This window comes from Salinicola sp. CR57 (assembly GCF_003206585.1).
GTDB classification, from domain to species: Bacteria; Pseudomonadota; Gammaproteobacteria; order Pseudomonadales; family Halomonadaceae; genus Salinicola; species Salinicola lusitanus.
The window spans coordinates 1-26,018 of sequence record NZ_PZJL01000015.1 but is presented as its reverse complement, the minus strand read 5'-3'; the positions used below and the strand labels follow the sequence as shown (position 1 = coordinate 26,018).

At 60.8% G+C, this 26,018-nt stretch carries 29 protein-coding genes and 4 tRNA genes; all 33 read right to left on the bottom strand.

Annotated features, from left to right (window positions below; genetic code table 11):
- Window positions 1–6: 6 nt before the first annotated feature.
- Entirely contained in the window at window positions 7–399 is a 393-nt protein-coding gene (gene rpsH, locus DOM56_RS18590; protein WP_110603318.1) for a 30S ribosomal protein S8, read from the bottom strand.
- A gap of 31 nt (window positions 400–430) precedes the next feature.
- Window positions 431–736, bottom strand: a complete 306-nt coding sequence (rpsN, locus tag DOM56_RS18585) for a 30S ribosomal protein S14 (protein WP_110603316.1) — start codon at window positions 734–736, stop codon at window positions 431–433.
- 10 nt (window positions 737–746) lie between these two features.
- Window positions 747–1,286, bottom strand: a complete 540-nt coding sequence (gene rplE, locus DOM56_RS18580; protein ID WP_110603314.1) for a 50S ribosomal protein L5 — start codon at window positions 1,284–1,286, stop codon at window positions 747–749.
- 18 nt (window positions 1,287–1,304) lie between these two features.
- Window positions 1,305–1,622: a 50S ribosomal protein L24 gene (gene rplX, locus DOM56_RS18575; protein WP_075563676.1), complete on the bottom strand. Its 318-nt coding sequence runs from the start codon at window positions 1,620–1,622 to the stop codon at window positions 1,305–1,307.
- A 14-nt stretch (window positions 1,623–1,636) separates the two neighbouring features.
- Complete coding sequence (gene rplN, locus DOM56_RS18570; protein ID WP_075571386.1) at window positions 1,637–2,008, bottom strand: 50S ribosomal protein L14; 372 nt, start codon at window positions 2,006–2,008, stop codon at window positions 1,637–1,639.
- A gap of 54 nt (window positions 2,009–2,062) precedes the next feature.
- The gene (gene rpsQ, locus DOM56_RS18565) at window positions 2,063–2,323 is read right to left on the bottom strand and encodes a 30S ribosomal protein S17 (RefSeq protein ID WP_110603312.1); all 261 of its coding nucleotides are present in this window, start codon (window positions 2,321–2,323) and stop codon (window positions 2,063–2,065) included.
- Window positions 2,323–2,517 carry a 50S ribosomal protein L29 gene (gene rpmC, locus DOM56_RS18560; protein ID WP_071230713.1) on the bottom strand — a complete coding sequence of 65 codons (195 nt, stop codon included), beginning with the start codon at window positions 2,515–2,517 and terminating at the stop codon, window positions 2,323–2,325. The genes rpsQ and rpmC overlap by 1 nt, the downstream gene beginning before the upstream one ends.
- Entirely contained in the window at window positions 2,517–2,930 is a 414-nt protein-coding gene (gene rplP, locus DOM56_RS18555) for a 50S ribosomal protein L16 (RefSeq protein ID WP_035470382.1), read from the bottom strand. The genes rpmC and rplP overlap by 1 nt, the downstream gene beginning before the upstream one ends.
- 14 nt (window positions 2,931–2,944) lie before the next feature.
- The gene (gene rpsC, locus DOM56_RS18550) at window positions 2,945–3,646 is read right to left on the bottom strand and encodes a 30S ribosomal protein S3 (RefSeq protein ID WP_110603311.1); all 702 of its coding nucleotides are present in this window, start codon (window positions 3,644–3,646) and stop codon (window positions 2,945–2,947) included.
- 11 nt (window positions 3,647–3,657) lie between these two features.
- A complete protein-coding gene (rplV, locus tag DOM56_RS18545; RefSeq protein WP_035470378.1) occupies window positions 3,658–3,990 on the bottom strand; it encodes a 50S ribosomal protein L22 in 333 nt (110 codons plus the stop codon).
- 17 nt (window positions 3,991–4,007) lie between these two features.
- Window positions 4,008–4,283 carry a 30S ribosomal protein S19 gene (gene rpsS / locus DOM56_RS18540; RefSeq protein WP_075563680.1) on the bottom strand — a complete coding sequence of 92 codons (276 nt, stop codon included), beginning with the start codon at window positions 4,281–4,283 and terminating at the stop codon, window positions 4,008–4,010.
- A 22-nt stretch (window positions 4,284–4,305) separates the two neighbouring features.
- Window positions 4,306–5,133, bottom strand: coding sequence for a 50S ribosomal protein L2 (rplB, locus tag DOM56_RS18535; RefSeq protein ID WP_110603309.1), 828 nt, complete (start codon window positions 5,131–5,133; stop codon window positions 4,306–4,308).
- A 16-nt stretch (window positions 5,134–5,149) separates the two neighbouring features.
- Window positions 5,150–5,446, bottom strand: a complete 297-nt coding sequence (gene rplW / locus DOM56_RS18530; protein ID WP_110603307.1) for a 50S ribosomal protein L23 — start codon at window positions 5,444–5,446, stop codon at window positions 5,150–5,152.
- A complete protein-coding gene (gene rplD / locus DOM56_RS18525) occupies window positions 5,443–6,048 on the bottom strand; it encodes a 50S ribosomal protein L4 (RefSeq protein WP_110710471.1) in 606 nt (201 codons plus the stop codon). Before rplD ends, rplW begins: the two co-directional genes overlap by 4 nt.
- A 14-nt stretch (window positions 6,049–6,062) precedes the next feature.
- On the bottom strand, window positions 6,063–6,701 hold the full coding sequence (gene rplC, locus DOM56_RS18520) for a 50S ribosomal protein L3 (RefSeq protein ID WP_110603303.1): 639 nt from the start codon (window positions 6,699–6,701) through the stop codon (window positions 6,063–6,065).
- Between the two features lie 138 nt (window positions 6,702–6,839).
- Complete coding sequence (rpsJ, locus tag DOM56_RS18515; protein WP_035470365.1) at window positions 6,840–7,151, bottom strand: 30S ribosomal protein S10; 312 nt, start codon at window positions 7,149–7,151, stop codon at window positions 6,840–6,842.
- Between the two features lie 175 nt (window positions 7,152–7,326).
- Window positions 7,327–8,520, bottom strand: coding sequence for an elongation factor Tu (gene tuf / locus DOM56_RS18510; RefSeq protein WP_110603301.1), 1,194 nt, complete (start codon window positions 8,518–8,520; stop codon window positions 7,327–7,329).
- Between the two features lie 29 nt (window positions 8,521–8,549).
- Window positions 8,550–10,670, bottom strand: coding sequence for an elongation factor G (gene fusA, locus DOM56_RS18505; protein WP_110710470.1), 2,121 nt, complete (start codon window positions 10,668–10,670; stop codon window positions 8,550–8,552).
- Window positions 10,671–10,688: 18 nt separating this feature from the next.
- Window positions 10,689–11,159 (bottom strand): 30S ribosomal protein S7, encoded by a 471-nt coding sequence (gene rpsG / locus DOM56_RS18500; protein ID WP_110603297.1) that lies wholly within the window; start codon window positions 11,157–11,159, stop codon window positions 10,689–10,691.
- 116 nt (window positions 11,160–11,275) lie between these two features.
- Complete coding sequence (rpsL, locus tag DOM56_RS18495) at window positions 11,276–11,650, bottom strand: 30S ribosomal protein S12 (RefSeq protein ID WP_110603295.1); 375 nt, start codon at window positions 11,648–11,650, stop codon at window positions 11,276–11,278.
- 158 nt (window positions 11,651–11,808) lie between these two features.
- Window positions 11,809–16,035, bottom strand: coding sequence for a DNA-directed RNA polymerase subunit beta' (gene rpoC, locus DOM56_RS18490; protein ID WP_110603293.1), 4,227 nt, complete (start codon window positions 16,033–16,035; stop codon window positions 11,809–11,811).
- Window positions 16,036–16,125: 90 nt separating this feature from the next.
- Window positions 16,126–20,202, bottom strand: a complete 4,077-nt coding sequence (rpoB, locus tag DOM56_RS18485; RefSeq protein ID WP_110710469.1) for a DNA-directed RNA polymerase subunit beta — start codon at window positions 20,200–20,202, stop codon at window positions 16,126–16,128.
- A gap of 269 nt (window positions 20,203–20,471) precedes the next feature.
- Window positions 20,472–20,843, bottom strand: a complete 372-nt coding sequence (gene rplL / locus DOM56_RS18480; protein ID WP_110603290.1) for a 50S ribosomal protein L7/L12 — start codon at window positions 20,841–20,843, stop codon at window positions 20,472–20,474.
- 94 nt (window positions 20,844–20,937) lie between these two features.
- Window positions 20,938–21,441 (bottom strand): 50S ribosomal protein L10, encoded by a 504-nt coding sequence (rplJ, locus tag DOM56_RS18475; RefSeq protein WP_110710468.1) that lies wholly within the window; start codon window positions 21,439–21,441, stop codon window positions 20,938–20,940.
- A 269-nt stretch (window positions 21,442–21,710) separates the two neighbouring features.
- On the bottom strand, window positions 21,711–22,403 hold the full coding sequence (gene rplA / locus DOM56_RS18470; RefSeq protein ID WP_110603286.1) for a 50S ribosomal protein L1: 693 nt from the start codon (window positions 22,401–22,403) through the stop codon (window positions 21,711–21,713).
- Between the two features lie 2 nt (window positions 22,404–22,405).
- Window positions 22,406–22,837: a 50S ribosomal protein L11 gene (gene rplK, locus DOM56_RS18465; protein ID WP_110603284.1), complete on the bottom strand. Its 432-nt coding sequence runs from the start codon at window positions 22,835–22,837 to the stop codon at window positions 22,406–22,408.
- A gap of 114 nt (window positions 22,838–22,951) precedes the next feature.
- On the bottom strand, window positions 22,952–23,485 hold the full coding sequence (gene nusG, locus DOM56_RS18460; protein ID WP_110603282.1) for a transcription termination/antitermination protein NusG: 534 nt from the start codon (window positions 23,483–23,485) through the stop codon (window positions 22,952–22,954).
- A gap of 8 nt (window positions 23,486–23,493) precedes the next feature.
- Window positions 23,494–23,862 (bottom strand): preprotein translocase subunit SecE, encoded by a 369-nt coding sequence (gene secE, locus DOM56_RS18455; RefSeq protein ID WP_110603280.1) that lies wholly within the window; start codon window positions 23,860–23,862, stop codon window positions 23,494–23,496.
- Window positions 23,863–23,934: 72 nt separating this feature from the next.
- Window positions 23,935–24,010: transfer RNA gene (locus tag DOM56_RS18450), tRNA-Trp, on the bottom strand.
- A gap of 152 nt (window positions 24,011–24,162) precedes the next feature.
- A tRNA-Thr gene (locus DOM56_RS18445) sits at window positions 24,163–24,237 on the bottom strand.
- 21 nt (window positions 24,238–24,258) lie between these two features.
- Window positions 24,259–24,332 (bottom strand) — tRNA-Gly (locus DOM56_RS18440).
- Window positions 24,333–24,388: 56 nt separating this feature from the next.
- Window positions 24,389–24,472: transfer RNA gene (locus tag DOM56_RS18435), tRNA-Tyr, on the bottom strand.
- 222 nt (window positions 24,473–24,694) lie between these two features.
- The gene (locus DOM56_RS18430) at window positions 24,695–25,672 is read right to left on the bottom strand and encodes a biotin--[acetyl-CoA-carboxylase] ligase (RefSeq protein WP_110603278.1); all 978 of its coding nucleotides are present in this window, start codon (window positions 25,670–25,672) and stop codon (window positions 24,695–24,697) included.
- Window positions 25,673–26,018: the final 346 nt, after the last annotated feature.

The window sequence follows — 26,018 nt, the reverse complement described above, 5'->3', positions numbered from 1 at the left end:
TCACTCCTAGAATACGGTGCAGATGACTTCACCACCGACACCCGCCTGGCGTGCGGCACGATCGGTCATGACACCTTGAGAGGTGGTGACGATCGCCACACCCAGACCGTCCGCGACCTTGGGCAGTTCACTCTTGCCCTTGTAGATCCGCAGTGACGGCTTGGACATACGCTGGAGGTGCTCGATGACCGGCTTGCCCTCGAAATACTTGAGGGTCACGGTCAGCTCGGGCTTGGTGCCCTCGGAGACCGTTGCGTCGGTGATGTAGCCTTCCTGCTTGAGTACGCGGGCCACTTCAACCTTGAGCTTGGAAGACGGCATGGTAACCGTCTCCTTGGTGGCCATCTGCGCATTGCGGATACGGGTAAACATATCCGCCAGAGTATCTTGCATGCTCATTACATTGCGCTCCTGAATTCCTCGACGTGGCTTACCAGCTGGACTTCTTCAGTCCAGGGACATCGCCACGCATGGCAGCTTCGCGCAGCTTGTTACGGGCCAGTCCGAACTTGTTGTAGTAACCGTGCGGACGGCCGGTAACGCGGCAGCGGTTGCGCTGACGGACCTGACTGGAGTCCCGCGGCAACTGTTGCAGCTTCAGCTGAGCGTCGAAGCGCTCTTCGTCAGAAGCGTTGACGTCATAGATGACGGTCTTGAGCGCGGCACGCTTGGCGGCGTATTTGTCGACCAGCTTTGCGCGCTTGAGCTCACGCTCAATCATGCTTTTCTTTGCCATGAATCCACCCTTATTGCTTGAACGGGAAGTTCAGCGCGCTGAGCAGCGCACGACCTTCTTCGTCGGTGATGGCGCTGGTCGTAATGGTGACATCCAGACCACGAATCCGGTCGATCTTATCATATTCGATCTCCGGAAAGATGATCTGCTCCCGTACGCCCATGGAGTAGTTGCCACGCCCGTCGAAGGATTTCGGGTTCAGGCCGCGGAAGTCACGTACGCGAGGAATCGCGATGTTGACCAGCCGGTCCAGAAAGTCCCACATCCGTTCGCGGCGCAGCGTCACCTTGACGCCAATCGGCCAGCCTTCGCGGACTTTGAAGCCAGCGATGGACTTGCGCGCCTTGGTCACTACCGGCTTCTGACCGGAGAGCTTCTCCAGGTCGCCGACAGCATTGTCGATCAGCTTCTTGTCGCTGGTCGCTTCGCCGATGCCCATGTTCAGGGTCACTTTGGTGATCCGGGGCACCTGCATAACGTTGGCATAGCTGAACTGCTCTTTGAGCTGAGCCATGACCTCGTTCTGATAACGTTCTTTCAAGTTCGCCATTTTGCTACCCGACTCGCGTTAGGCGTCGATCTGCTTTTGCGTCGACTTGTAGATACGTACCTTGGTACCGTCTTCCTGCAGCTGGAAGCCGACGCGATCCGCCTTGCCGGTCTCCGCATTGAAGATGGCCACGTTGGACGCATGGATCGGAGCCTCACGCTCGACGATACCCCCCGGGTTGCCAACCATAGGATTGGGCTTGGTGTGGCGCTTGATCATGTTGACGCCCGAAACGACGTAACGGTCGTTCTCGAGGACGCGCTTGATCGTGCCACGCTTGCCCTTATCCTTGCCGGCGATGACGATGACTTCGTCGTCACGTTTGATCTTGTGCATATCCGCCTCGCTCCTTACAGCACTTCGGGCGCCAAGGAAATGATCTTCATGAACTTCTCGTTACGAAGTTCACGAGTTACCGGTCCGAAGATACGGGTGCCGATCGGCTGTTCGTTGGTGTTATTCAACAGAACCGCCGCATTTCCGTCGAAGCGGATCAGCGAACCGTCGTTACGACGGACACCGCTGCGCGTACGCACAACCACCGCCTTGAGGACCTGGCCTTTCTTGACCTTGCCCCGCGGGATGGCTTCCTTGACCGTCACTTTGATGATGTCGCCAACGCGGGCGTAACGACGGTGTGAACCGCCCAGCACCTTGATGCACTGCACCCGGCGCGCGCCGCTGTTGTCGGCGACATCCAGCATTGTCTGCGTCTGAATCATTGGTTTTCTCCAAACCTAATCTGACTGCACTGGTTCAGAAGGCGCCTGTCGGGCTCAGCCCTTGGCCTGCTCGACCACCTCGACCAACGTCCAGGCCTTCTTCTTGGACAGCGGACGGCATTCCTGAATGGAAACCGTGTCGCCGAACTTGGCCTGGTTCGTCTCGTCGTGGGCGTGCAGCTTGGTGGAGCGCTTCATGTACTTGCCGTAGATCGGATGACGCTCGCGGCGCTCGATCAATACGACAATCGACTTTTCCATCTTGTCGCTCACGACCTTGCCGGTGAGCGTCCGAGCTTTGCTTGCTTCAGCCATTATTGGTCACCTGCCTTCTGGTTGAGCACAGTCTTGACGCGAGCGATGTCGCGACGAACCTGCTTGAGCAGGTGCGTCTGGCTCAGCTGGCCGGTGGCCTTCTGCATGCGCAGGTTGAACTGCTCGCGGAGCAGTTCGAACAGCTGCTCCTGCAGCGCATCGACTGACTTTTCACGCATTTCGTTGGCTTTCATCACATCACCGTCCGTTTCACAAAGGTGGTGGAGATGGGCATTTTCTGGGCCGCCAGAGAGAAGGCTTCACGCGCCAGCTCTTCGGAAACACCCTCGATTTCGTAGAGCACCTTGCCCGGCTGAATCTGGGCCACCCAGTACTCGACGGAACCCTTACCTTTACCCATACGAACCTCGAGGGGCTTGTTGGTAATCGGCTTGTCCGGGAATACGCGGATCCAGATCTTGCCACCACGCTTGACGTGACGGGTGATTGCACGACGACCCGCTTCGATCTGACGTGCGGTGATACGACCGCGATCGGTGGCCTTGAGACCGAAGTCCCCGAAGCTCACCTTGCTGCCGCGATGTGCCAGGCCGCGGTTACGACCTTTCTGCACCTTGCGGAACTTTGTACGCTTGGGTTGCAACATCGATCAGTCTCCCCTTACCTGGAACCTTTCTTCTTCGATGCGGGCGCCTGAGCTTGCTGCTTCTGCTTGGCACGCACCTCTTCGATGCCCCCGAGGATTTCGCCCTTGAAGACCCAGACCTTGACGCCGATGACGCCGTAGGTGGTGTGGGCTTCATAGGTGGCGTAATCGATATCGGCACGCAGTGTATGAAGCGGCACGCGGCCTTCGCGATACCACTCGGTACGTGCGATTTCGGCACCACCGAGACGACCGGAGAGCTGCACCTTGATGCCGCCTGCACCCAGACGCATCGCGTTCTGGACGGAGCGCTTCATGGCGCGGCGGAACATCACGCGACGCTCGAGCTGACCGGCGATGTTCTGCGCGACCAGGGCGGCATCCAGTTCCGGCTTGCGGACTTCTTCGATGTTGACGTGCACAGGCACACCCATCATGCGGGTGACATCCTGGCGCAGACGATCGACGTCCTCGCCCTTCTTGCCAATCACGATACCCGGGCGGGCAGTGTGAATGGTGATCCGGGCGTTGTTGGCCGGACGCTCGATGGTAATGCGGCTGACGGAAGCGTTCTTGAGACGCTCCTCGAGATAGCGACGCACTTCCAGATCGTTGTTCAGCTTGTCGGCATAGGCACCGCGCTCGGCATACCAGACCGAGGTGTGATCCTTGACGATGCCCAGTCGGATACCGACTGGATTGACTTTCTGACCCATCTGGTCGACTCCTACTTCTCGGCTACCTTGACGGTGATGTGGCAGGTGCGCTTCAGAATGCGATCCGCACGGCCTTTGGCGCGCGGTTGAATGCGCTTGAGCGTCATGCCCTCATCGACACAGATGGTCGAGACACGCAGCTCGTCGATGTCCATGCCGTTATTTTCTTCCGCATTGGCAATCGCGGACTGCAGCACCTTCTTGACCAACTTCGCGGCCTTCTTCGGCGAGAAGGTCAGCACGTCGAGCGCTTCGGCGACCGGCTTACCGCGCACCTGGTCAGCCACCAAACGGGCCTTCTGGGCGGATAAGCTCGCGCCACGCAACTTAGCAGCGACTTCCATCTCTTAATCCTCTTGGCTCAGCGTTTGGCTTTCTTGTCCGCTGCATGACCGCGATAGGTGCGGGTAGCGGCGAACTCGCCCAACTTGTGGCCGACCATCTCCTCGGAAACATGCACCGGGACATGCTGGCGACCGTTATGTACCGCAATGGTGAGCCCGACCATGTTGGGCAGGATCATCGAACGACGCGACCAGGTCTTGATCGGTTTGCGATCGTTCTTTTCCGTTGCGACGTCGACCTTCTTCAACAGATGAAGGTCGATAAAAGGACCTTTCTTCAGTGAACGTGGCACAGCCGTTACCTCTTAATGTCTGTTACTTGGACTTGCGGCGACGAACGATGAGCTTGTCGGTACGCTTGTTCTTGCGGGTCTTGTGGCCCTTGGTGGGAATCCCCCACGGGCTGACCGGATGACGACCGCCACTGGTGCGGCCTTCACCGCCACCGTGCGGATGGTCCACCGGGTTCATTGCGACACCGCGAACAGTCGGGCGCACCCCTCTCCAACGTTTCGCACCGGCCTTGCCCAATTGACGCAGGCTGTGCTCTGAGTTACCGACTTCACCCAAGGTAGCGCGGCACTCGGACAGCACGCGACGCATCTCGCCGGAGCGCAGACGCAAGGTTGCGTAGTTGCCTTCACGAGCCACCAGCTGAGCGCTGGCACCGGCACTACGCGCGATCTGCGCACCCTTGCCCGGCTTCAGTTCGATGCAGTGCACCGTGGAGCCGACCGGGATGTTGCGCAGCGGCAGCGCGTTGCCGCGCTTGATGGCGGCGTTGACACCGGACTCCACCACGTCGCCGGCCTTGAGGGCCTTGGGCGCGATGATGTAGCGGCGCTCGCCATCCATGTACTTCAGCAGCGCGATGTTGGCGCTACGGTTCGGATCGTATTCGATACGCTCGACGGCGGCCTTGATGCCATCCTTCGTGCGCTTGAAATCGATCAAACGATAGTGCTGACGATGACCGCCGCCCACGTGACGCGTGGTGATGCGGCCATTGTTGTTACGACCACCCGACTTCGACTGCTTCTCGACAAGCGCACCGTAGGCGCGACCCTTGTAGAGCTCGTCGTTGACGACCTTGACGACGTGACGACGACCGGCGGAAGTGGGTTTTGTCTTGACTACTGCCATGATCCGTACTCCTGCCTTACTCGGCGCCAGAGAAGTCTTCGAGCGTCTCGCCCGCAGCCAGGGTCACGTACGCCTTGCGGTAACCCTTGCGCAGACCAGTGCCGAAGCGAGTGCGTTTGGTCTTGCCCTTGACGTTGAGCACGGAAACACCGGCGACTTTCTTGCCGAACAGCGCTTCGACGGCCTTCTTGATCTCGGGCTTGGTCGCGTCCTGGGCCACCTTGAACACGTACTGATTGTTCTCGGCGGCGAGCGCGGCCTTCTCGGTCATGTGAGGTCCGAGCAGAACCTTGTATACGCGTTCCTGGTTCATCCCAGCTTCTCCTCGAATTTACGCAGAGCGGAGACGGTCATCAGCACCTTGTCGAAGGCGATCAGGCTGACCGGATCGGCTGCCGCAGCATCGACCACATCGACGTTGGGGATGTTGCGCGCGGCCAGATAGAGCTTCTCGTCGATCTCTTCGGTGACGATCAGCACTTTCTCGAGCTTCAGCTCGTTGAGCTTGCCGACCAATTCCTTGGTACGGGGCGCTTCAACGGCAAACTCTTCGACCAGCACCAGACGCTCCTGGCGAACCAGCTCGGACAGGATCGAACGCATCGCCGCACGGTACATCTTGCGGTTGACCTTCTGCGTGTAATCCTGCGGGCGAGCGGCGAAGGTGACACCACCACTGCGCCACAGCGGCGAGCGGATGGTGCCGGCGCGCGCGCGGCCGGTGCCTTTCTGACGCCACGGCTTCTTGCCGCCGCCACGAACGTCGGAACGGTTTTTCTGAGCACGGGTACCCTGGCGGCCTGCCGCCAGATAGGCGGTAACGACCTGGTGCACCAACGCTTCGTTGAAGTCTTTGCCAAAGGTCTCTTCGGACACTTCGACGGTGCCTGCGGCACCTACGAGATTCAGATTCATCGGTCTCAGTCCCCTCAGCGAGCTTTCACGGCACTGCGCACGACGACATCGCTGCCGGGTGCACCGGGCACGGCGCCCTTGATCAACAGAAGATTACGCTCGGCATCGATACGTACCACTTCCAGGGTCTGGACGGTGACGCGCTCGTTGCCCAGCTGACCAGCCATCTTCTTGCCTTTGAAAACGCGGCCTGGGGTCTGGCACTGACCGATGGAGCCCGGCGCACGGTGGGACAGCGAGTTACCGTGGGTGTTGTCCTGGGTACGGAAGTTCCAGCGCTTGACAGCGCCCTGGAAGCCCTTGCCCTTGGACGTACCGGTCACATCGACCTTCTGACCAGCTTCAAAGAGGGATACGGTGAAGGAACCGCCCAGCTCGGGAGTCTCATCGTCTTCGGAGAGACGGAACTCCATCAGGGAACGGCCTGCCTCGACACCCGCCTTGGCGTATTGACCAGCAATCGCCTTGGAGAGGTGCTTGGCTTTGCGGGAGCCAGTTGTAACCTGCACCGCACGGTAGCCGTCGGACTCTACGGTCTTGACGCTCGTGATGCGGTTGGGCTCAACCTCGATAACGGTTACGGGCACGGATGCGCCATCTTCGGTGAAGACACGGGTCATGCCCGCCTTCTTACCGACCAAACCGATAGTCATGTTCAGTCTCCTTTAGTGTACGGGGCTATCACCCGCTATGGCTGCCCTTTCCAGAGCATTCCACTAGCACATTGTGTGGCGTCTCACGACGCGGCGGATGCTGTCGAACTCAGCGTCCGCTAGTGTCTAGTGTTGGTTTCAGTCGAGTTTAATCTGCACGTCAACGCCGGCGGCGAGATCGAGCTTCATCAGCGCGTCGACGGTCTTTTCCGTCGGCTCGACGATATCGAGAACGCGCTTGTGTGTGCGAATCTCATACTGATCACGCGCATCCTTGTTGACGTGCGGAGAGATCAGGATGGTGTAACGCTCGCGATTCGTCGGCAGCGGGATCGGACCACGGACCTGGGCGCCAGTGCGCTTGGCCGTATCCACGATTTCCTGAGCCGACTGATCGATCAGCCGATGGTCAAACGCTTTCAGCCGAATGCGAATCTTCTGGTTCTGCATTTACCTTATGCTCCACTGGATGCTGACGGCGCGAGCCGTCGACCCACGCGTTCAAAGGACGCGCATTATAGGAGAGCCCCGATCGAGAGTCAAACACACTCTCCACCGAAGGCTACCGAATCCACATAGAAAAAGGGGCGCGTCAGCGCCCCTTCCTTGGCAATCACCGAAAGTGTTACTCGATGATCTTGGCGACCACGCCAGCGCCGACGGTACGACCGCCTTCGCGGATAGCGAAGCGCAGGCCGTCTTCCATGGCGATCGGTGCGATCAGAGTCACGACCATCTGGACGTTGTCGCCCGGCATGACCATCTCGACGCCTTCCGGCAGTTCACAGGTACCGGTCACGTCAGTGGTCCGGAAGTAGAACTGCGGACGATAGCCCTTGAAGAACGGGGTGTGGCGACCGCCTTCTTCCTTGGACAGGACGTAGACTTCGGCTTCGAACTTGGTGTGCGGCGTAATGGTGCCCGGCTTGGCCAGGACCTGACCACGCTCGACGTCGTCACGCTTGGTACCACGCAGCAGCGCACCGACGTTCTCGCCAGCACGACCTTCGTCGAGCAGCTTGCGGAACATCTCGACACCGGTAACGGTGGTCTTGGTGGTGTCGTGGATACCGACGATTTCGACTTCGTCGCCAGTCTTGACGATACCGCGCTCGACACGACCGGTAACGACCGTACCGCGACCGGAGATGGAGAACACGTCTTCGATCGGCATCAGGAACGGCTGATCGATGGCACGCTCCGGCTCCGGAATGTACTCGTCCAGCGACTTGATCAGGTTGGCAACGGCGGTGGTGCCCATGCCGTTGTCATCCTTGCCTTCCAGCGCCATCAGCGCGGAGCCGATGATGATCGGGGTGTCGTCGCCCGGGAAGTCGTACTCGTTCAGGAGTTCGCGAACTTCCATCTCGACCAGCTCGAGCAGCTCTTCGTCATCGACCATGTCGGCCTTGTTCAGGAACACGACGATGTACGGAACGCCAACCTGGCGGGACAGCAGGATGTGCTCGCGAGTCTGCGGCATCGGGCCGTCGGCTGCAGAGCAGACCAGGATGGCGCCGTCCATCTGCGCAGCACCGGTGATCATGTTCTTGACGTAGTCGGCGTGCCCCGGGCAGTCGACGTGCGCGTAATGGCGAACTTCGGACTGATACTCGACGTGAGCGGTCGCGATGGTGATACCGCGCTCGCGCTCTTCCGGAGCGTTGTCGATGGAGTCGAACTGACGCCATTCGCCACCGAAGACTTCGGCGGAGACACGGGTCAGAGCTGCCGTCAGAGTCGTTTTACCGTGGTCGACGTGACCGATGGTGCCGACGTTGACGTGCGGTTTGGAGCGTTCAAATTTTGCCTTAGCCACTGCTATAACCTCTTTACGTTAGCTAACGGTTAACCGTTCTGATTGATGACGGCATCAACGACGCTGGAGGGCGCCTCTTCGTAATTCGCAAACTCCATGGTGTAGCTTGCGCGTCCCTGGGTCTGAGAACGCAGATCGGTTGCATAACCGAACATCTCAGCCAACGGAACCGTGGCGCGAATGACCTTGCCAGAAGAGGAGTCATCCATGCCCTGCACAAGGCCACGTCGGCGGTTGAGATCGCCCATGACATCACCCATGAAATCCTCGGGAGTCACGACTTCGACCTTCATTACCGGCTCGAGCAACACGGCCTTAGCCTTACGAGCACCTTCCTTGATCGCCATGGACGAGGCGACCTTGAACGCAGTCTCGTTGGAGTCCACGTCATGGTAGGAGCCATCGAACAGCGTCACCTTGACGTCGATCATCGGGTAACCCGCGATAACGCCGTTCTTGAGCTGTTCGTAAGCCCCTTTCTCGACGGCCGGCACGTACTCTTTGGGCACGACACCGCCGACGATCTCGGACGCGAACTTGAAGGACATCTCCTCGTCCTCGCCCTTGTCTTCGGCCGTCAGCGGCTCGATGCGCAACCAGACGTGACCGTACTGGCCGCGACCGCCCGACTGACGGACGAACTTGCCTTCCTGCTCCACCGACTGGCGGATGGTTTCACGGTAGGCAACCTGCGGCTTGCCGATGTTGGCCTCGACCTTGAACTCGCGACGCATGCGGTCGACGATGATGTCGAGGTGCAACTCGCCCATGCCCGAGATGATGGTCTGGCCTGTCTCCTCGTCGGTCTGAACGCGGAAGGAGGGGTCCTCCTGCGCCAGCTTGCCGAGGGCGACGCCCATCTTCTCCTGGTCGGGCTTGGACTTCGGCTCGACGGCGACGGAGATGACCGGTTCCGGGAACTCCATCCGCTCGAGAACGATCTTGTCGTTCAGGTCGCACAGGGTGTCGCCGGTCGTGACGTCCTTGAGACCGATACAGGCAGCGATGTCGCCGGCATAGACCTCTTTGATCTCTTCGCGCGAGTTGGCGTGCATCTGGACGATACGGCCGACACGCTCTTTCTTCGATTTCACGGAGTTGAAGATGCTGTCGCCGGACTTCAGCACACCGGAATAGACGCGCATGAAGGTCAGCGTCCCGACGAACGGGTCGGTGGCGATCTTGAATGCCAGCGCCGCGAAAGGCGCGCTGTCATCCGCTTCACGCGTGGCGATGGTGCCATCCTTGTCATCGAGCTCGCCCTCGATCGCCTTGACTTCGGTCGGCGACGGCAGGTATTCGATGACGCAGTCCAGAACGGCCTGAACGCCCTTGTTCTTGAACGCGGAACCGCAGGTCACGAGCACGATCTCGTTGGCCAGGGTACGCGCGCGCAGACCGGCCTTGATATCCGCGATGGACAGGTCGCCCTCTTCGAGGTACTTATCCATCAGCTCTTCGTTGGCTTCGGCAGCAGCCTCGACCATCTGCTCGCGGTACTTCTCGGCAGTCTCCTGCAGGTCGGCCGGAATATCGACCAACTCGTAGTTCATGCCGAAGTTGTCCTCGTCCCAGAGAATCGCTTTCATCTGGATGAGGTCGACCACGCCCTTGAACTCGTCTTCCGCGCCCCAGTTAATCTGGATCGGAACGACGTTGGCGCCCAGGCGATCCTTCAGCTGGTCCAGCACCATGTAGTAGTCGGCGCCGGCACGGTCCATCTTGTTGACGAACACCATGCGTGGCACTTCGTACTTGTTGGCCTGGCGCCAGACAGTCTCGGTCTGCGGCTGCACGCCGGAAGAGCCGCACAGCACGACGACCGCGCCATCCAGAACGCGAAGCGAACGCTCGACTTCAATCGTGAAGTCGACGTGCCCCGGCGTATCGATGATGTTGATGCGGTGCTCGTCGAACTGCTTGCTCATGCCCTGCCAGAAGCAGGTGGTCGCCGCGGAGGTGATCGTGATGCCACGCTCCTGCTCCTGCTCCATCCAGTCCATGACGGCAGCGCCTTCATGGACCTCGCCCACCTTGTGGGACAGGCCGGTATAGAACAGGACACGCTCGGTAGTCGTCGTCTTGCCAGCGTCGACGTGGGCAACGATACCGATGTTGCGATAACGCTTGAGTGGTGTCTTGCGTGCCACGATGGAAGTCCCCGTTGATTAGAAGCGGTAGTGAGAGAAGGCCTTGTTGGCATCTGCCATGCGATGCACGTCTTCACGCTTCTTCACAGCAGCGCCTTTACCTTCGGCGGCGTCCAGCATTTCGCCAGCAAGACGTTGCACCATGGTCTTTTCACCACGGCTGCGGGCGGCATCGACCAACCAGCGCATGGCCAGCGCCTGGCGACGTGACGGACGAACCTCGACCGGCACCTGGTAAGTCGCACCACCGACGCGGCGAGACTTGACCTCGACCATCGGCTGAATGGCCTCCAACGACTTGTCGAAGATGTCCAGCGGCGCTTCGTTACTGCGCTCGGCAACCCGGTCCAACGCGCCGTAAACGATACGTTCAGCCACGGACTTCTTGCCGCTGATCATCAGGTGGTTCATGAACTTGGCCAGGCGCTCACTTCCGAACTTGGGATCGGGAAGGATCTCGCGCTTAGCGGCAACTCTTCTTCTTGGCATGATAAGCCCTCTAGTTAAGGGTCGTTCAGGTAAACCCGACACGGCTCATCGCGGGTGGGCGATAGCGGCCGACCTTACTCTTATCTGACCGATAATGATTGGTGACAGCGTCCGAATCAGGACTTGGGACGCTTGGTGCCGTACTTGGAACGGCCCTGCTTACGGTTCTGGACACCGGAGGTGTCGAGCGCACCGCGCACGGTGTGATAACGCACACCCGGCAAATCCTTGACGCGACCGCCACGGATCAGGACCACGGAGTGCTCCTGCAGGTTGTGGCCTTCGCCGCCAATGTAAGAGCTGACTTCGTAGCCGTTGGTCAGACGCACGCGGCACACCTTACGCAGCGCCGAGTTCGGCTTCTTGGGCGTGGTGGTGTAAACGCGGGTGCAGACCCCACGACGTTGCGGACAAGCCTGCAGCGCCGGCACGTCGCTTGTCTCGACGGGGCGCTTGCGCGGCTTGCGCACGAGCTGGTTGATCGTTGCCATAATGTTTAGCTGACTCCAATGGGTTGCCTTGCCTCATGCCGGGGTGTTCGTGCATGAATCGCTTGCACTACCCCTACATAAAGGCTGCGCATTCTAATCAGTTGTCATGAGACCCGTCAAGGCCACCCACCCGAAGGTGGGCGGCCCGGGATCACGACCTATAGATCGTCGTCATCGGCATCGAGCGCGGTGAGCTGGGCACCCAGCTCCTGCTCGACATCGAACGCCGACGGCTGCAGCGTGCGCTCGGACTCCTCGCGCTTGCGACGCCGCTCGTCGTGGTGGGCGAGCCCGGTACCTGCCGGGATCAGGCGTCCCACCACCACGTTTTCCTTCAGGCCGCGCAGGTAGTCGCGCTTGCCCGTCACCGCGGCTTCGGTCAGCACGCGAGTCGTCTCCTGGAACGAGGCCGCGGAGATGAACGACTCGGTGGCCAGAGACGCCTTGGTGATACCCAGCAGCAGCCGCTCGTACTTGGCCGGGAACTTCTCTTCCTGCTCGAGACGGGCATTCTCCTCGAGCACCCGCACCAGCTCGACCTGGTCGCCCGGAATGAAGGTCGAATCGCCGGCATCGGTGATCTCGACCTTGCGCAGCATCTGACGCACGATGACTTCGATGTGCTTGTCGTTGATGCTCACGCCCTGCAGGCGATAGACGTCCTGGATCTCGACGGTGATGTACTTGGCCAGCTCCGCCACGCCCAGCAGCCGCAGAATGTCGTGCGGGTTGCTCGGGCCATCGGAGATGACTTCGCCCTTCTCGACCGTCTCGCCCTCGAACACCCCGATCTGGCGCCATTTCGGGATCAGCATCTCCAACGGATCGCCCTCTTCCGGCGTGATCGTCAGACGACGCTTGCCCTTGGTCTCCTTGCCGAAGCTGATCGTACCGCTGATCTCGGCGAGGATGGATGGCTCCTTCGGCTTACGCGCCTCGAACAGGTCGGCGACGCGCGGCAGACCACCGGTGATGTCCTTGTTGCCGGACGCTTCCAGCGGGATACGCGCGATCACTTCACCCACGCCGATCTCGGTGCCGTTCTCCACCGCGACGATGGCACGGCCAGGCATCAGGTACTGCACCGGCGTGTTGGAGCCCGGCAGCGTGACGTGCTGACCGTCCTCGCCCACCAGCATGATCATCGGACGCTTGTCGCGGCCGGAGGCCGGACGTGCTGCCGACTCGATCACCTCGATGTTGGACAGGCCGGTCATTTCGTCGACCGTGCGGGTCATGGTCAGACCTTCGGTCATGTCCGTGAACTGCGCCTTGCCCTGCACCTCGGCGACGACCGGGTGGGTGTGCGGATCCCACTTGGCGACGATCTGGCCGCCTTCGACGTGATCGCCATCCTTGACCGACAGCTCGGCGCCGTAGGGCAGCTTGTAGTACTCGCGCTCACGGCCGTGGTCGTCGGCGACGGCCAGGGCACTGGAGCGGGAAACCACGATCAGCTTGCCATCGGCGCGTTCGACCGACTTGATGTTGTGCAGGCGCACGCTGCCGCCGTGCTTGACCTGCACGCTGTCCACCGCCGAGGCCCGCGATGCCGCACCACCGATGTGGAACGTACGCATGGTCAGCTGGGTACCCGGCTCACCGATCGACTGTGCAGCGATGACACCCACCGCCTCGCCGATGTTGGCCTGATGGCCACGGGCCAGATCACGACCGTAACAGGCCGAACAGACGCCATGAGACGTCTCGCAGCTGATCGGGCTGCGCACGATGATCTCGTCGACACCCATGGTGTCGAGACGCTCGCACCAGGCTTCGTCGAGCAGGGTGCCACGCGGGATCAGCACGTCGTCGGTCTGTGGATCGATGACGTCCTGCGCCACGACTCGGCCGAGCACACGCTGTGCCAGCGAGACGATGACGTCGCCGCCCTCGATCACCGGGTGCAGGGTGAGGCCCTCTTCGGTGCCGCAGTCCTCTTCGGTAATGACCAGATCCTGGGCCACGTCGACCAGACGCCGGGTCAGGTAACCGGAGTTGGCGGTCTTGAGGGCCGTATCCGCCAGACCCTTACGCGCGCCGTGGGTCGAGATGAAGTACTGGAGTACGTTCAGGCCTTCACGGAAGTTGGCGGTGATCGGCGTTTCGATGATCGAGCCGTCCGGCTTGGCCATCAGGCCACGCATGCCGGCGAGCTGACGGATCTGGGCCGCGCTACCACGGGCACCGGAGTCAGCCATGATGAACACGCTGTTGAACGAGTCCTGCTCGACCTGGTTGCCGTCGCGATCGGTCACGGTCTCTTTCGAGATACCGGCCATCATCGCCTTGGCCACCTTGTCGTTGGCCTTGGACCAGATATCGATGACCTTGTTGTACTTCTCGCCCGCAGTCACCAGACCGGAGGAGAACTGATCCTCGATCTCCTTGACCTCGTCCTCGGCCGCGTCGACGATCTCGGCCTTGGCATCCGGGATGACGAAGTCGTTGACGCCGATGGAGGCGCCGGACCAGGTCGCCAGACGGAAGCCGGTGTACATCAGCTGGTCGGCGAAGATGACCGCGTCCTTGAGGCCGGTGCGGCGATAGACTTCGTTGATCAGACCGGAGATCGCCTTCTTCTTCATCGGGCGGTCGACCAGCTCGAACGGCATCCCCTTCGGCAGGATGCGGAACAGCAGTGCTCGGCCGACGGTGGTGTCCTTGATCGAGACGGTCTCGGTCAGCTCGGTGATCTCGCCGTCCTTCTCGTCGGACAGCCACTCGGTCAGGCGGACCTTGACCCGGGCGTGCAGCGACACGTTCTGGGTCGCGAAGGCGCGATCCAGCTCGTTGAGGTTGGCGAACGCCTTGCCTTCACCCTTGGCGCCGATACGCTCGCGAGTCATGTAGTAGAGACCCAGCACGACGTCCTGGGACGGCACGATGATCGGCTCGCCGTTGGCCGGCGACAGCACGTTGTTGGTCGACATCATCAGCGCACGCGCCTCGAGCTGGGACTCCAGCGTCAGCGGTACGTGAACGGCCATCTGGTCGCCGTCGAAGTCGGCGTTGTAGGCGGCGCAGACCAGCGGGTGCAGCTGGATCGCCTTGCCTTCGATCAGCAGCGGCTCGAACGCCTGGATACCCAGACGGTGCAGGGTCGGGGCACGGTTGAGCAGCACCGGATGCTCGCGGATGACGTCGGCGAGGATGTCCCACACTTCCGGCAGCTCGCGCTCGACCATCTTCTTGGCGGCCTTGATCGTGGACGCCTGCCCGCTGCCCTGCAGCTTGGAATAGATGAACGGCTTGAACAGCTCCAGCGCCATCTTCTTGGGCAGACCGCACTGGTGCAGGCGCAGGGTCGGACCCACGGTGATGACCGAACGACCGGAGTAGTCGACGCGCTTGCCCAGCAGGTTCTGGCGGAAACGCCCCTGCTTGCCCTTGATCATGTCGGCGAGCGACTTCAGCGGGCGCTTGTTGGAACCGGTGATGGCACGACCGCGGCGACCGTTGTCGAGCAGTGCGTCCACCGACTCCTGCAGCATGCGCTTCTCGTTGCGCACGATGATGTCGGGCGCATTGAGGTCGAGCAGCCGCTTGAGGCGGTTGTTACGGTTGATCACACGACGATAGAGGTCGTTGAGATCGGAGGTCGCGAAGCGGCCACCGTCCAGCGGCACCAGCGGACGCAGGTCCGGCGGCAGCACCGGTAGCACTTCCATGACCATCCATGCCGGCGCATTGCCGGACTTGTAGAAGGCTTCCAGCAGCTTGAGGCGCTTGGAGAGCTTCTTGATCTTGGTCTCGGAGTTGGTCTGCGGAATCTCCTCGCGCAGCCGCTCGATCTCTTCTTCCAGATCGATATCCTTGAGCAGGGCCTGCACGGCTTCGGCGCCCATGCGCGCATCGAAGTCGTCGCCGAACTCTTCCAGCGCTTCGAAGTACTGCTCGTCATTGAGCAGCTGGCCGCGCTCGAGGGTGGTCATGCCCGGATCGATCACGACGAACGATTCGAAATAGAGCACGCGCTCGATATCGCGCAGGGTCATGTCCAGGAACATGCCGATGCGTGACGGCAGCGACTTCAAAAACCAGATGTGCGCCACCGGCGAGGCCAGCTCGATGTGACCCATGCGCTCGCGGCGTACCGCGGCCTTGGTCACCTCGACCCCACACTTCTCGCAGATGATGCCGCGATGCTTCATGCGCTTGTACTTGCCGCACAGGCACTCGTAATCCTTGACCGGCCCGAAGATCTTGGCGCAGAACAGCCCGTCACGTTCCGGTTTGAACGTACGGTAGTTGATGGTCTCCGGCTTCTTGACTTCGCCGTATGACCAGGAGCGGATCATTTCCGGCGACGCGAGCGTGATCTTGATCGCGTCGAACTCGTCAGATTGCGCCTGTGACTTGAGGACTTTCACCAAATCTTTCATGGGATCGCTCCGTTGCGGAGTTGTCATGAGCGGGGCCGCGAATCACTCGCTCGCCCCGCAAACCGTCGCTATCGATCGACTGTGCCGGTCTTAGCTTTCCAATTCGATGTCGATACCCAGCGAGCGGATTTCCTTCACCAGCACATTGAAGGATTCCGGCATACCGGCCTGCATGGTGTGGTCGCCATCCACGATGCTCTTGTACATTTTGGTACGACCCTCGACGTCATCCGACTTGACGGTGAGCATCTCTTGCAGGGTGTAGGCGGCGCCATAGGCCTCGAGCGCCCACACTTCCATCTCCCCGAAGCGCTGTCCGCCGAACTGCGCCTTGCCACCCAGCGGCTGCTGGGTGACCAGCGAGTAGGAGCCGGTGGAACGCGCGTGCATCTTGTCGTCGACCAGGTGGTTGAGCTTGAGCATGTACATGTAGCCCACGGTCACCGGACGATCGAACGACTCGCCGGTACGGCCGTCGTAGAGCGTCATCTGGCCGGAGTCCGGCAGATCGGCGAGCTTCAGCAGGTGCTTGATCTCGTGCTCCTTGGCGCCGTCAAACACCGGCGTCGCGATCGGCACGCCACCGCGCAGGTTCTTGGCCAGGGTGATGATCTCGTCATCGGTCAGGGAGTCGATGTCTTCCTGACGCGTTTCCTGGGTGTTGTAGACCTGCTTGAGGAAGCCGCGAATCTCGCTGACCTGCTGTTCACGGGCGTCGCGCAGCATCCGGTCGATCTTGACCCCGAGGCCGTGAGCCGCCATGCCCAGGTGGGTCTCGAGGATCTGACCGACGTTCATGCGTGACGGTACACCCAGCGGGTTGAGCACGACGTCGACCGGCTGGCCGTTGTCGTCGAACGGCATGTCCTCGATCGGCATGATCGCGGAGATGACACCCTTGTTACCGTGACGCCCGGCCATCTTGTCGCCCGGCTGGATGCGACGCTTCACCGCCAGGTAGACCTTGACGATCTTGAGCACGCCCGGCGCGAGGTCGTCGCCCTGGGTGAGCTTGCGCTTCTTGTCCTCGAAACGCTCGTCCATCTCCTTGCGGCGATTTTCCAGCTGTTCGTCGGCCTGGGCGAGGAGCTCGTTGAGCGTCTCGTCCTGCATCCGCAGCTTGAACCACTGCTGACGCGGCAGTTCGTCGAGGTAGTCTTCACTCAGGACATCACCCTTCTTGAGCTTGGGCCCGCCATTGACCGGCTGGCCGTCCAGCGTGCGCTGGAGACGCTCGAAAGTCGCTTCCTCGGCGATGCGATAGGTCTCCTGCAGGTCACGCCGCACCTCGTCGAGCTGCTGCTGCTCGATGGAGAGCGCGCGGGAGTCCTTCTCGACGCCATCGCGGGTGAACACCTGAACGTCGATGACGGTACCGCGCATGCCGGTCGGCGCGCGCAGCGAGGTGTCCTTCACGTCGGACGCCTTCTCGCCGAAGATCGCCCGCAGCAGCTTCTCTTCCGGCGTCAGTTGGGTCTCGCCCTTGGGCGTTACCTTGCCGACCAGGATGTCGCCGGCACCGACCTCGGCGCCGATATAGACCACGCCGGCCTCGTCCAGCTTGCCCAGCGCCGACTCGCCCACGTTGGGGATATCGGACGTGATCTCTTCCGCACCCAGCTTGGTGTCGCGAGAGACACAGGTCAGTTCCTGGATATGGATCGTGGTGAAACGATCGTCCTCGACCACCCGCTCGGAGACGAGGATGGAGTCCTCGAAGTTGTAGCCGTTCCACGGCATGAACGCGAGACGCATGTTCTGGCCCAGGGCCAGGTCACCCATGTCGACGGACGGGCCATCGGCGAGGATATCGCCTCGTGCCACCTGGTCGCCCGGGCGCACGATCGGGCGCTGGTTCTGGCAGGTGTTCTGGTTGGAACGCACGTACTTGGTCAGGTTGTAGATGTCGACACCGGCTTCGCCACCGATGATCTCGTCTTCGTTGACCCGGACCACGACGCGTTTGGCGTCGACGGAATCGATCACGCCGCCACGACGGGCCACGGCGCAGACGCCGGAGTCACGCGCCACGAAGCGCTCCATCCCGGTACCCACCAACGGCTTGTCGGCACGCAGGGTCGGTACTGCCTGACGCTGCATGTTCGAGCCCATCAACGCGCGGTTGGCGTCGTCGTGCTCAAGGAACGGGATCAGCGCGGCGGCGACCGAAACCACCTGGCGCGGCGACACGTCCATCAGGGTCACTTTGTCCGGCGCCATGAAGGTGGTTTCACCCTTGTGGCGGACCTGGACCAGATCGTCGATCAACTTGTTGCTCTCGTCGACCGTCGCCGAAGCCTGGGCGATGATGAAGTCGCCTTCCTCGATCGCGGAAAGATGCACGATCTCGTCGGTCAACTGACGATCCACGACCTTGCGATACGGCGTCTCGAGGAAACCGTAGCTGTTGGTCTTGGAGTAGGTCGCCAGCGAGTTGATCAGACCGATGTTGGGACCTTCCGGGGTCTCGATCGGGCACAGCCGGCCATAGTGCGTGGCGTGAACGTCGCGCACTTCGAAACCGGCCCGCTCGCGGGTCAGACCGCCCGGCCCAAGCGCGGAGACACGGCGCTTGTGGGTGACCTCGGAGAGCGGGTTGTTTTGATCCATGAACTGGGACAGCTGCGAGGAGCCGAAGAACTCCTTCACTGCCGCCGCCACCGGCTTGGCGTTGATCAGGTCCTGCGGCATCAGGCCTTCGCTCTCCGCCATGGAGAGGCGCTCCTTGACCGCACGCTCGACACGCACCAGACCGACACGGAACTGGTTTTCCGCCATCTCGCCGACACAGCGGATACGGCGGTTGCCCAAGTGATCGATGTCGTCGACTTCGCCGAAGCCGTTACGAATGTTGATCAGCTCTTTGAGGACATCAAGGATGTCCTGGTTGTCGAGCACGCCGGAGCCTGTGTCGGCCTCGCGACGCAGACGACGGTTGAACTTCATCCGGCCGACGCCCGACAGGTCGTAGCGGTCTTCGGTGAAGAACAGGTTGTGGAACAGCGTCTCGGCCGCTTCCTTGGTCGGCGGCTCACCCGGGCGCATCATGCGGTAGATCTCGACCAGCGCTTCCAGCGCGGAGCGAGTGGTGTCCACCTTCAGCGTATCGGAGATGAACGAGCCCGCGTCGAGATCGTTAGTGTAGAGCGTCTCCAGCTTGGTGACACCGCCCTGCCCCAGCTTCTCGACCAGCTCCGGCGTCAGCTCGGTATTGCATTCGCAGATCAGTTCGCCGGTATTGGCATCGACCTGATCCTTGGCCAGCGTCTTGCCGAACAGATAGTCCATCGGCACCTGCAAGCGCTCGATTCCGGCGCTTTCCAGCTGACGGATGTGCTTCTGGGTGATGCGGCGACCTTCTTCGACGATGACGTTGCCGTCGGTACCCTTGATGTCGAAGGTCGCGGTTTCACCACGCAACCGTGACGGCACCAGCTCGACGAAAATGCCGTCGCTTTCGATATGGAAAGTGCTGGTATCGAAGAAGGTCTCGAGGATCTCCTCGGCGCTCATGCCGAGCGCGCGCATCAGCACGGTCGCCGGCAGCTTGCGGCGACGGTCGATACGCACGAAGACGTTGTCCTTCGGATCGAACTCGAAATCCAGCCAGGAGCCGCGGTAAGGAATGATCCGCGCGGAATAAAGCAGCTTCCCGGAGGAGTGGCTCTTGCCCTTGTCGTGATCGAAGAACACGCCCGGCGAGCGGTGGAGCTGGGAGACGATGACACGCTCGGTACCGTTGACGACGAAGGTACCGTTCTCGGTCATCAGGGGGATCTCCCCCATGTAGACTTCCTGCTCCTTGATGTCCTTGATGGCCTTGTTCGAGGACTCTTTGTCGTAGATGATCAGGCGAACCTTGACCCGCAGCGGTGCCGAATAGGTCACGCCGCGCAGCTGGCACTCCTTGACGTCGAAAGCCGGGGTGCCGAAGCGATAACTGACATACTCGAGCGCCGCATTGCCTGAAAAGCTCTCGATCGGAAATACGGACTTGAAAGCCGCATGGAGACCGGTCTCGAGACGCTCTTCCGGCGCCCGGTCCTGCTGGAGAAAGTCGTAATAGGAATCAAGCTGGATGGCCAGCAGGTAGGGCACATCCATTACTTGAGGCAGTTTGCCGAAATCCTTGCGGATGCGTTTTTTCTCAGTGTATGAGTAAGCCATCTGTATTCCCCAGCTTGTTCACCATGGGTGACCGGTGCGTGGTCGGCGCTCCCTAACGCGGGCTACCCCCGTTAGGCGCTGACGGCAAGCCTCCCAACACAGGGAGCTCGCCGTCGGAATTCGTCTAGTGGCTACAATCCTGAACCGGGAGGTCGACCCCGGACCAGGCGTACTAACGCCAGGCTAGCAAAAACAGAAAAAGGCCGGCAGCGGGTAGGCCCGCCACCAGCCGTGGCGCTTACACAGCGCGTGAAGCCGTGAGCACAGAGTTACTTGAGCTCCACAGAAGCGCCAGCTTCTTCCAGCTTCTTCTTGGCTTCTTCAGCGTCGTCCTTGGACAGACCTTCTTTCAACGTCGCCGGAGCGCCGTCGACAGCGCCCTTGGCCTCTTTCAGGCCAAGACCGGTGATTTCGCGAACGACCTTGATGACGTTGACTTTCTTGTCACCGGCAGCGGTCAGAACGACAGAGAACTCGGTCTGCTCTTCGGCAGCAGCTTCACCGCCGCCGCCAGGACCGGCGACGACAGCAGCAGCTGCAGAAACGCCGAACTTCTCTTCCATTGCAGAAACCAGTTCCGCAACTTCCATCACGGACATTTCGGCAACGGCGTTGATGATGTCTTCTTGAGAAAGTGCCATTTTCAGATTCCTAAACTTTGCGGAGCCCCAGCCGGTATCGGCCAAGCGCTCATTGATTCAACAGTCGATCCAGTCTGCGCGAACAGGCTGCCAATCAGGCAGCTTCTTCCTGCTTCTGGTCGCGAAGTGCTGCAAGCGTACGAACCAGCTTGCCGGCAGAAGCTTCCTTCATGACGGACATCAGCTTGGCGATCGCTTCATCGTAAGTCGGCAGCGTTGCCAGACGGTCGATATCAGCAGCCGGGATCATCTCCCCTTCGTAAGCCAGCGCCTTGACTTCGAAATCCTTCTGCGTCTTGCCGAACTCCTTGAACAGCCGCGCGGCAGCGCCCGGGTGTTCGTAGGAGAAGGCCAGCAGCGTCGGGCCTGCGAAAGTCTCGTTCAGGCACTCCCATGAAGTCCCTGACAGCGCGCGGCGCGCCAGCGTGTTGCGGACAACACGAATCTGGACGCCATTCTCGCGAGCCTGTTTGCGCAGATCGGTCATTGCGCCAACGGTCACACCGCGAGAATCGGCAACTACGACGGAAAGAGCGTCCTTAGCGGCTTCACTGACCTCGGCAACAATCGCTTTTTTGCCTTCGAGTGCTAGTGGCACAGTGGTTACTCCTTCGTGCCGGGGCGACGGCGTCGCGACCCGGTGGTTACCATCTCTTTCACCTGACAGCGATGAAAGTCTTGGATGATGGCTGCACACCTGACTCGGCGAGCAACACCATCTGCGCAGGCCCCCATTCGGGGCATTAAGTCAGCGGCTAGCGCTGTCACCTGCGGTCTTTGACGGTGCCCCGCCCCACTCTGCCAGGACGACGCGAGTCGTCGAAACAGCGCACGGGGACCGCAAAGTTATTGCCTGGTTGTCGCCGATCACGCGTAAGCGCTGTGATCGACGGTCAGACCCGGGCCCATGGTGCTGGACAGGGTCAGTTTCTTGAGATAGATGCCCTTGGACGTGCTCGGCTTGAGGCGCTTGAGGTCGTTGACCAGCGCTTCCAGGTTGCCCTTGAGCGCGTCGGCAGGGAAGTCGACCTTACCGATGGAGGCATGGATGATGCCGTTCTTGTCGGTACGGAAACGGACCTGACCTGCCTTGGCGTTCTTGACCGCGGTGGCGACGTCCGGCGTCACGGTGCCGACCTTCGGGTTCGGCATCAGGCCGCGCGGGCCGAGAATCTGGCCCAGCTGGCCGACCACACGCATGGCATCCGGGGCAGCGACGACGACGTCGAAGTTCATGTTGCCTTTCTTGACGTCTTCGGCCAGATCTTCCATGCCGACGATGTCGGCACCGGCTTCCTTGGCGGCGTCGGCGGCAGCGCCTTGCGCGAACACGGCGACGCGGACGTCACGACCGGTTCCGTTGGGCAGCACGGTGGCGCCACGCACGACCTGGTCGGATTTACGCGGATCGACACCCAAGTTGATGGAAACCTCGACGGCTTCCTTGAACTTGACCGTGGACACTTCGGAGAGCAGCGCGACAGCTTCTTCGAGGGTGTAGACCTTGCCCGGCTCGACCTTCTCGCGAATCATCTGAGCGCGTTTTGTCAGCTTTGCCATGATCAGAGGCCCTCCACGTTGAGGCCCATGCTGCGAGCACTGCCAGCGATGGTACGAACGGCGGCGTCAAGACTGGCAGCCGTCAGATCCGGCTCCTTGGTCTTGGCGATTTCCTCGAGCTGCTCACGAGTCACGGTGCCGACCTTGGTCTTGTTCGGCACGCCGGAACCGGACTTGATACCCGCGGCTTTCTTCAGCAGCACGGCCGCCGGCGGCGTCTTGGTGACAAAGGTGAAGCTGCGGTCGGAATAGACCGTGATCACGACCGGCGTCGGCAGGCCCGGCTCAATTTCTTGAGTCGCGGCGTTGAACGCCTTACAGAATTCCATGATGTTGACGCCGTGCTGACCCAGCGCGGGACCCACGGGCGGACTCGGATTGGCCTTGCCAGCTGCAACCTGCAGCTTGATGTAGGCCTGGACTTTCTTAGCCATTTTGAACTCCAGTCGGGTACGGACGCCTTGCGGCTCCCCAATTCAGCCGACACGACGGCCGGCAACGATAACGCAGCACCGAATGGCGCCGCGATGAACTCAATGCAACGCCGGTCAGTCCTTGACCACCTGGACGAACTCCAGCTCTACCGGCGTCGAACGCCCGAAGATCAGCACGCTGACCTGCAGGCGACTCTTTTCGTAGTTGACCTCTTCCACGACACCGTTGAAATCGGCGAAGGGGCCATCGACGACACGAACGGTCTCGCCTGGCTCGAAGAGTGTCTTGGGGCGTGGCTTGTCGGTACCATCCTGGACGCGGCGCAAGATCGCATCCGCTTCTTTCTGCGTGATGGCGGCGGGCTTCTCCGGCGTACCGCCGATGAATCCCATCACGCGCGGCGTCTCGTTGACCAGGTGCCAGGTCTGCTCGTTCATCTCCATCTCGACCAGCACGTAGCCGGGATAGAACTTGCGCTCGCTTTTGCGGCGCTTGCCGTCACGCATCTCGACGACTTCTTCGGTCGGCACCAGAATGTCACCGAACTGATCTTCGACCTCGTAGAGCTTTACCCGCTCGATCAGCGAGCGCATCACCTGCTTCTCGAAACCGGAATAGGCGTGAACGACGTACCAACGCTTGGACATGAAAACTCCTAGCCAATGATTCCGGACATCGCCCAACCCAGGACGGTATCGATAAGCCACAGCAGCAGCCCCACGACGAGAACGGCCGCCAGTACGATCAACGTCGTCTGGATGGTCTCCTGTCGGGTCGGCCAGACCACTCGCTGAATCTCACGCTTGGAACCCCGCGCCAGATCCATCAATGCCTGCCCCTTTGCCGTGGTCAAGGCGATCGCGGCGGCAATACCACAGATGACGACGACGCCCAGCACGCGGTATAGCAACGCCTGATCCGCGAACCACGCATTGCCGCCAACCGCGACTGCCAGCAGCAACACCACGACGATCCACTTGGGAGTGTCGAAGCGTGACTCCTGCACCTCGGCGTTGTGCTTCATGAAAACTCCTCAACTCAAGGCGCGATAACCGAACAAGACAAGATATCAAATACAAGCCAGCCTGGGGAAGACTGGCAGGCCAGGAGGGAATCGAACCCCCAACCTGCGGTTTTGGAGACCGCTGCTCTGCCAATTGAGCTACTGGCCTGCAACTACACTTCCGAGAAGCACCCGGAAATTAGGAGGGCGCTATGATAGCGAAGATATGCCAGAAAAAGCAATCCCATCCGGCATTTTTCTTTTTCACCAAAAAAGCGAGCTCCTGGCTCGCTTTTCGCACATCGGCATCGATGATTGAAATGGAGCTCATGGACGGAATTGAACCGTCGACCTCACCCTTACCAAGGGTGTGCTCTACCCCTGAGCTACATGAGCCTAAATCACTTCAACATCAAATGGAGCGGGTAGTGGGAATCGAACCCACACCATCAGCTTGGAAGGCTGAGGTTCTACCATTGAACTATACCCGCCTACCCGCTCTGATCCGGCTTGCCGAAACAGACCGGCAAAACTACTGCAATAAAACTGGTGGAGAGGGAAGGATTCGAACCTTCGAAGCTTTCGCGGCAGATTTACAGTCTGCTCCCTTTGGCCACTCGGGAACCTCTCCATGACGGCGACAGATTCTACACTGCCCCTCATTGATGTCAAGCGTCTGTTTTTATTGCGATAACAGGCTCGGATATCAATGGCCTTGCGCACAAAGCGGGGCGCATTGTGTCAAAGCAGGGCATCGAATGCAAGCGCGAATGCTATCTTTTCGACGAACCTCTGCCTGCTCACGCCATGTGGCGGCGCCCCCCCATACGCCCGTCGCCGATTGCTGATCGGATCACTCCGGCCGAATGCTTATCTCGCCCCCCGTGAGAGCCTGCTCACCAGCTTCGGTCTTCACGATCAGATTGCCGCTAGGGTCCACCTCGACCGCTTCGGCGATATAGGAAGTAGAGCCCTGGTGAATACGAATGGATCGGCCCGCATAGGCATGCCGCCTGTTCCAGTCTGCTCGCCAGGCGCCGAAACCCTGGCGCTCGAACTCGGGCAACATCATCAGCAGCGACTCGATCAGCGCCGCCGCGACATGATTGCGCTTGGGCGCCTGCACCACGTCGGCGAGCGCGCCCACCGGCTGCCCCGCAGCTTCTCGAACGGCATCGCTTGCAGAGACGTTGAGGCCGATGCCAATGACCACTTCGCAAGGCCCTTCCACGTCTCCGGTCACTTCGAGCAGGATACCGGCAAGCTTCTGCCATTCGTCATCGACGGCAAGCAGAACGTCGTTGGGCCATTTCAGGGCAACATCGGCACCCAGGTCACCGACGACGTTGGCCAGAACCACCCCGACGGCGAGGCTCAGCCCTTCGAGCGCTGCCACGCCGGACTCGAACCGCCAACCCAGCGACAGGATCAGGCTCTCCCCCCAGCCGGTACTCCAAACCTTCCCTCGGCGGCCTCGCCCCGCAGTCTGGCTCTCCGCAAGGCACACCTCGCCGTGACCCGCGCCATGGCGGAAGCGATCCCGCAGAAACGTGTTGGTGGAGTCGAGAACATCCTCGACGAAAAGCCGTTTGAGATGATGTCGGGTTTCGGCCGACAACCGGGAAACGATACAGGCGCCGTCAAGCGAATCCAGCGGGTTGACCAGTCGATAACCCCGCCCCTTGACCGCCTCCAGCGGCAGGTTCATCGCCTCCAGCTTCTTGAGCTGTTTCCAGACTGCAGTACGCGACACACCAAGACGCTCACCCAACTGCTGGCCGGAATGGTAGTTGCCGTCACTGAGCAAACGAATCAGGTCACCGATACTCATCAGGATACGCCTAGCGACAAAACCGACATTCTAGCGAAGTTCGCAGCTTATCGATAACGCCGCCCGTAGCCCGTAGCCCGTAGCCCGTAGCCCGTAGCCCGTAGCCCGTGGCGATGATCCGTCGGACAAAGCAAAACCCCAGCCTCTTTCGAAGCTGGGGTTGGGTATAGAAGCCTGACGATGTTCGGGCCGGCCACCCGGCGGGCGGCGCTCCGCGACTTGACTCGTCTCCTCCCGAGACTCGCCCTTCGGGCCCGCTGAAGCGGTTCCCGTTCGTTCCCGACGAACGGGTCCAGGGGAGCCCCCAAAACGAATGAACCCCGACCAATGGCCGGGGTTCGAAATA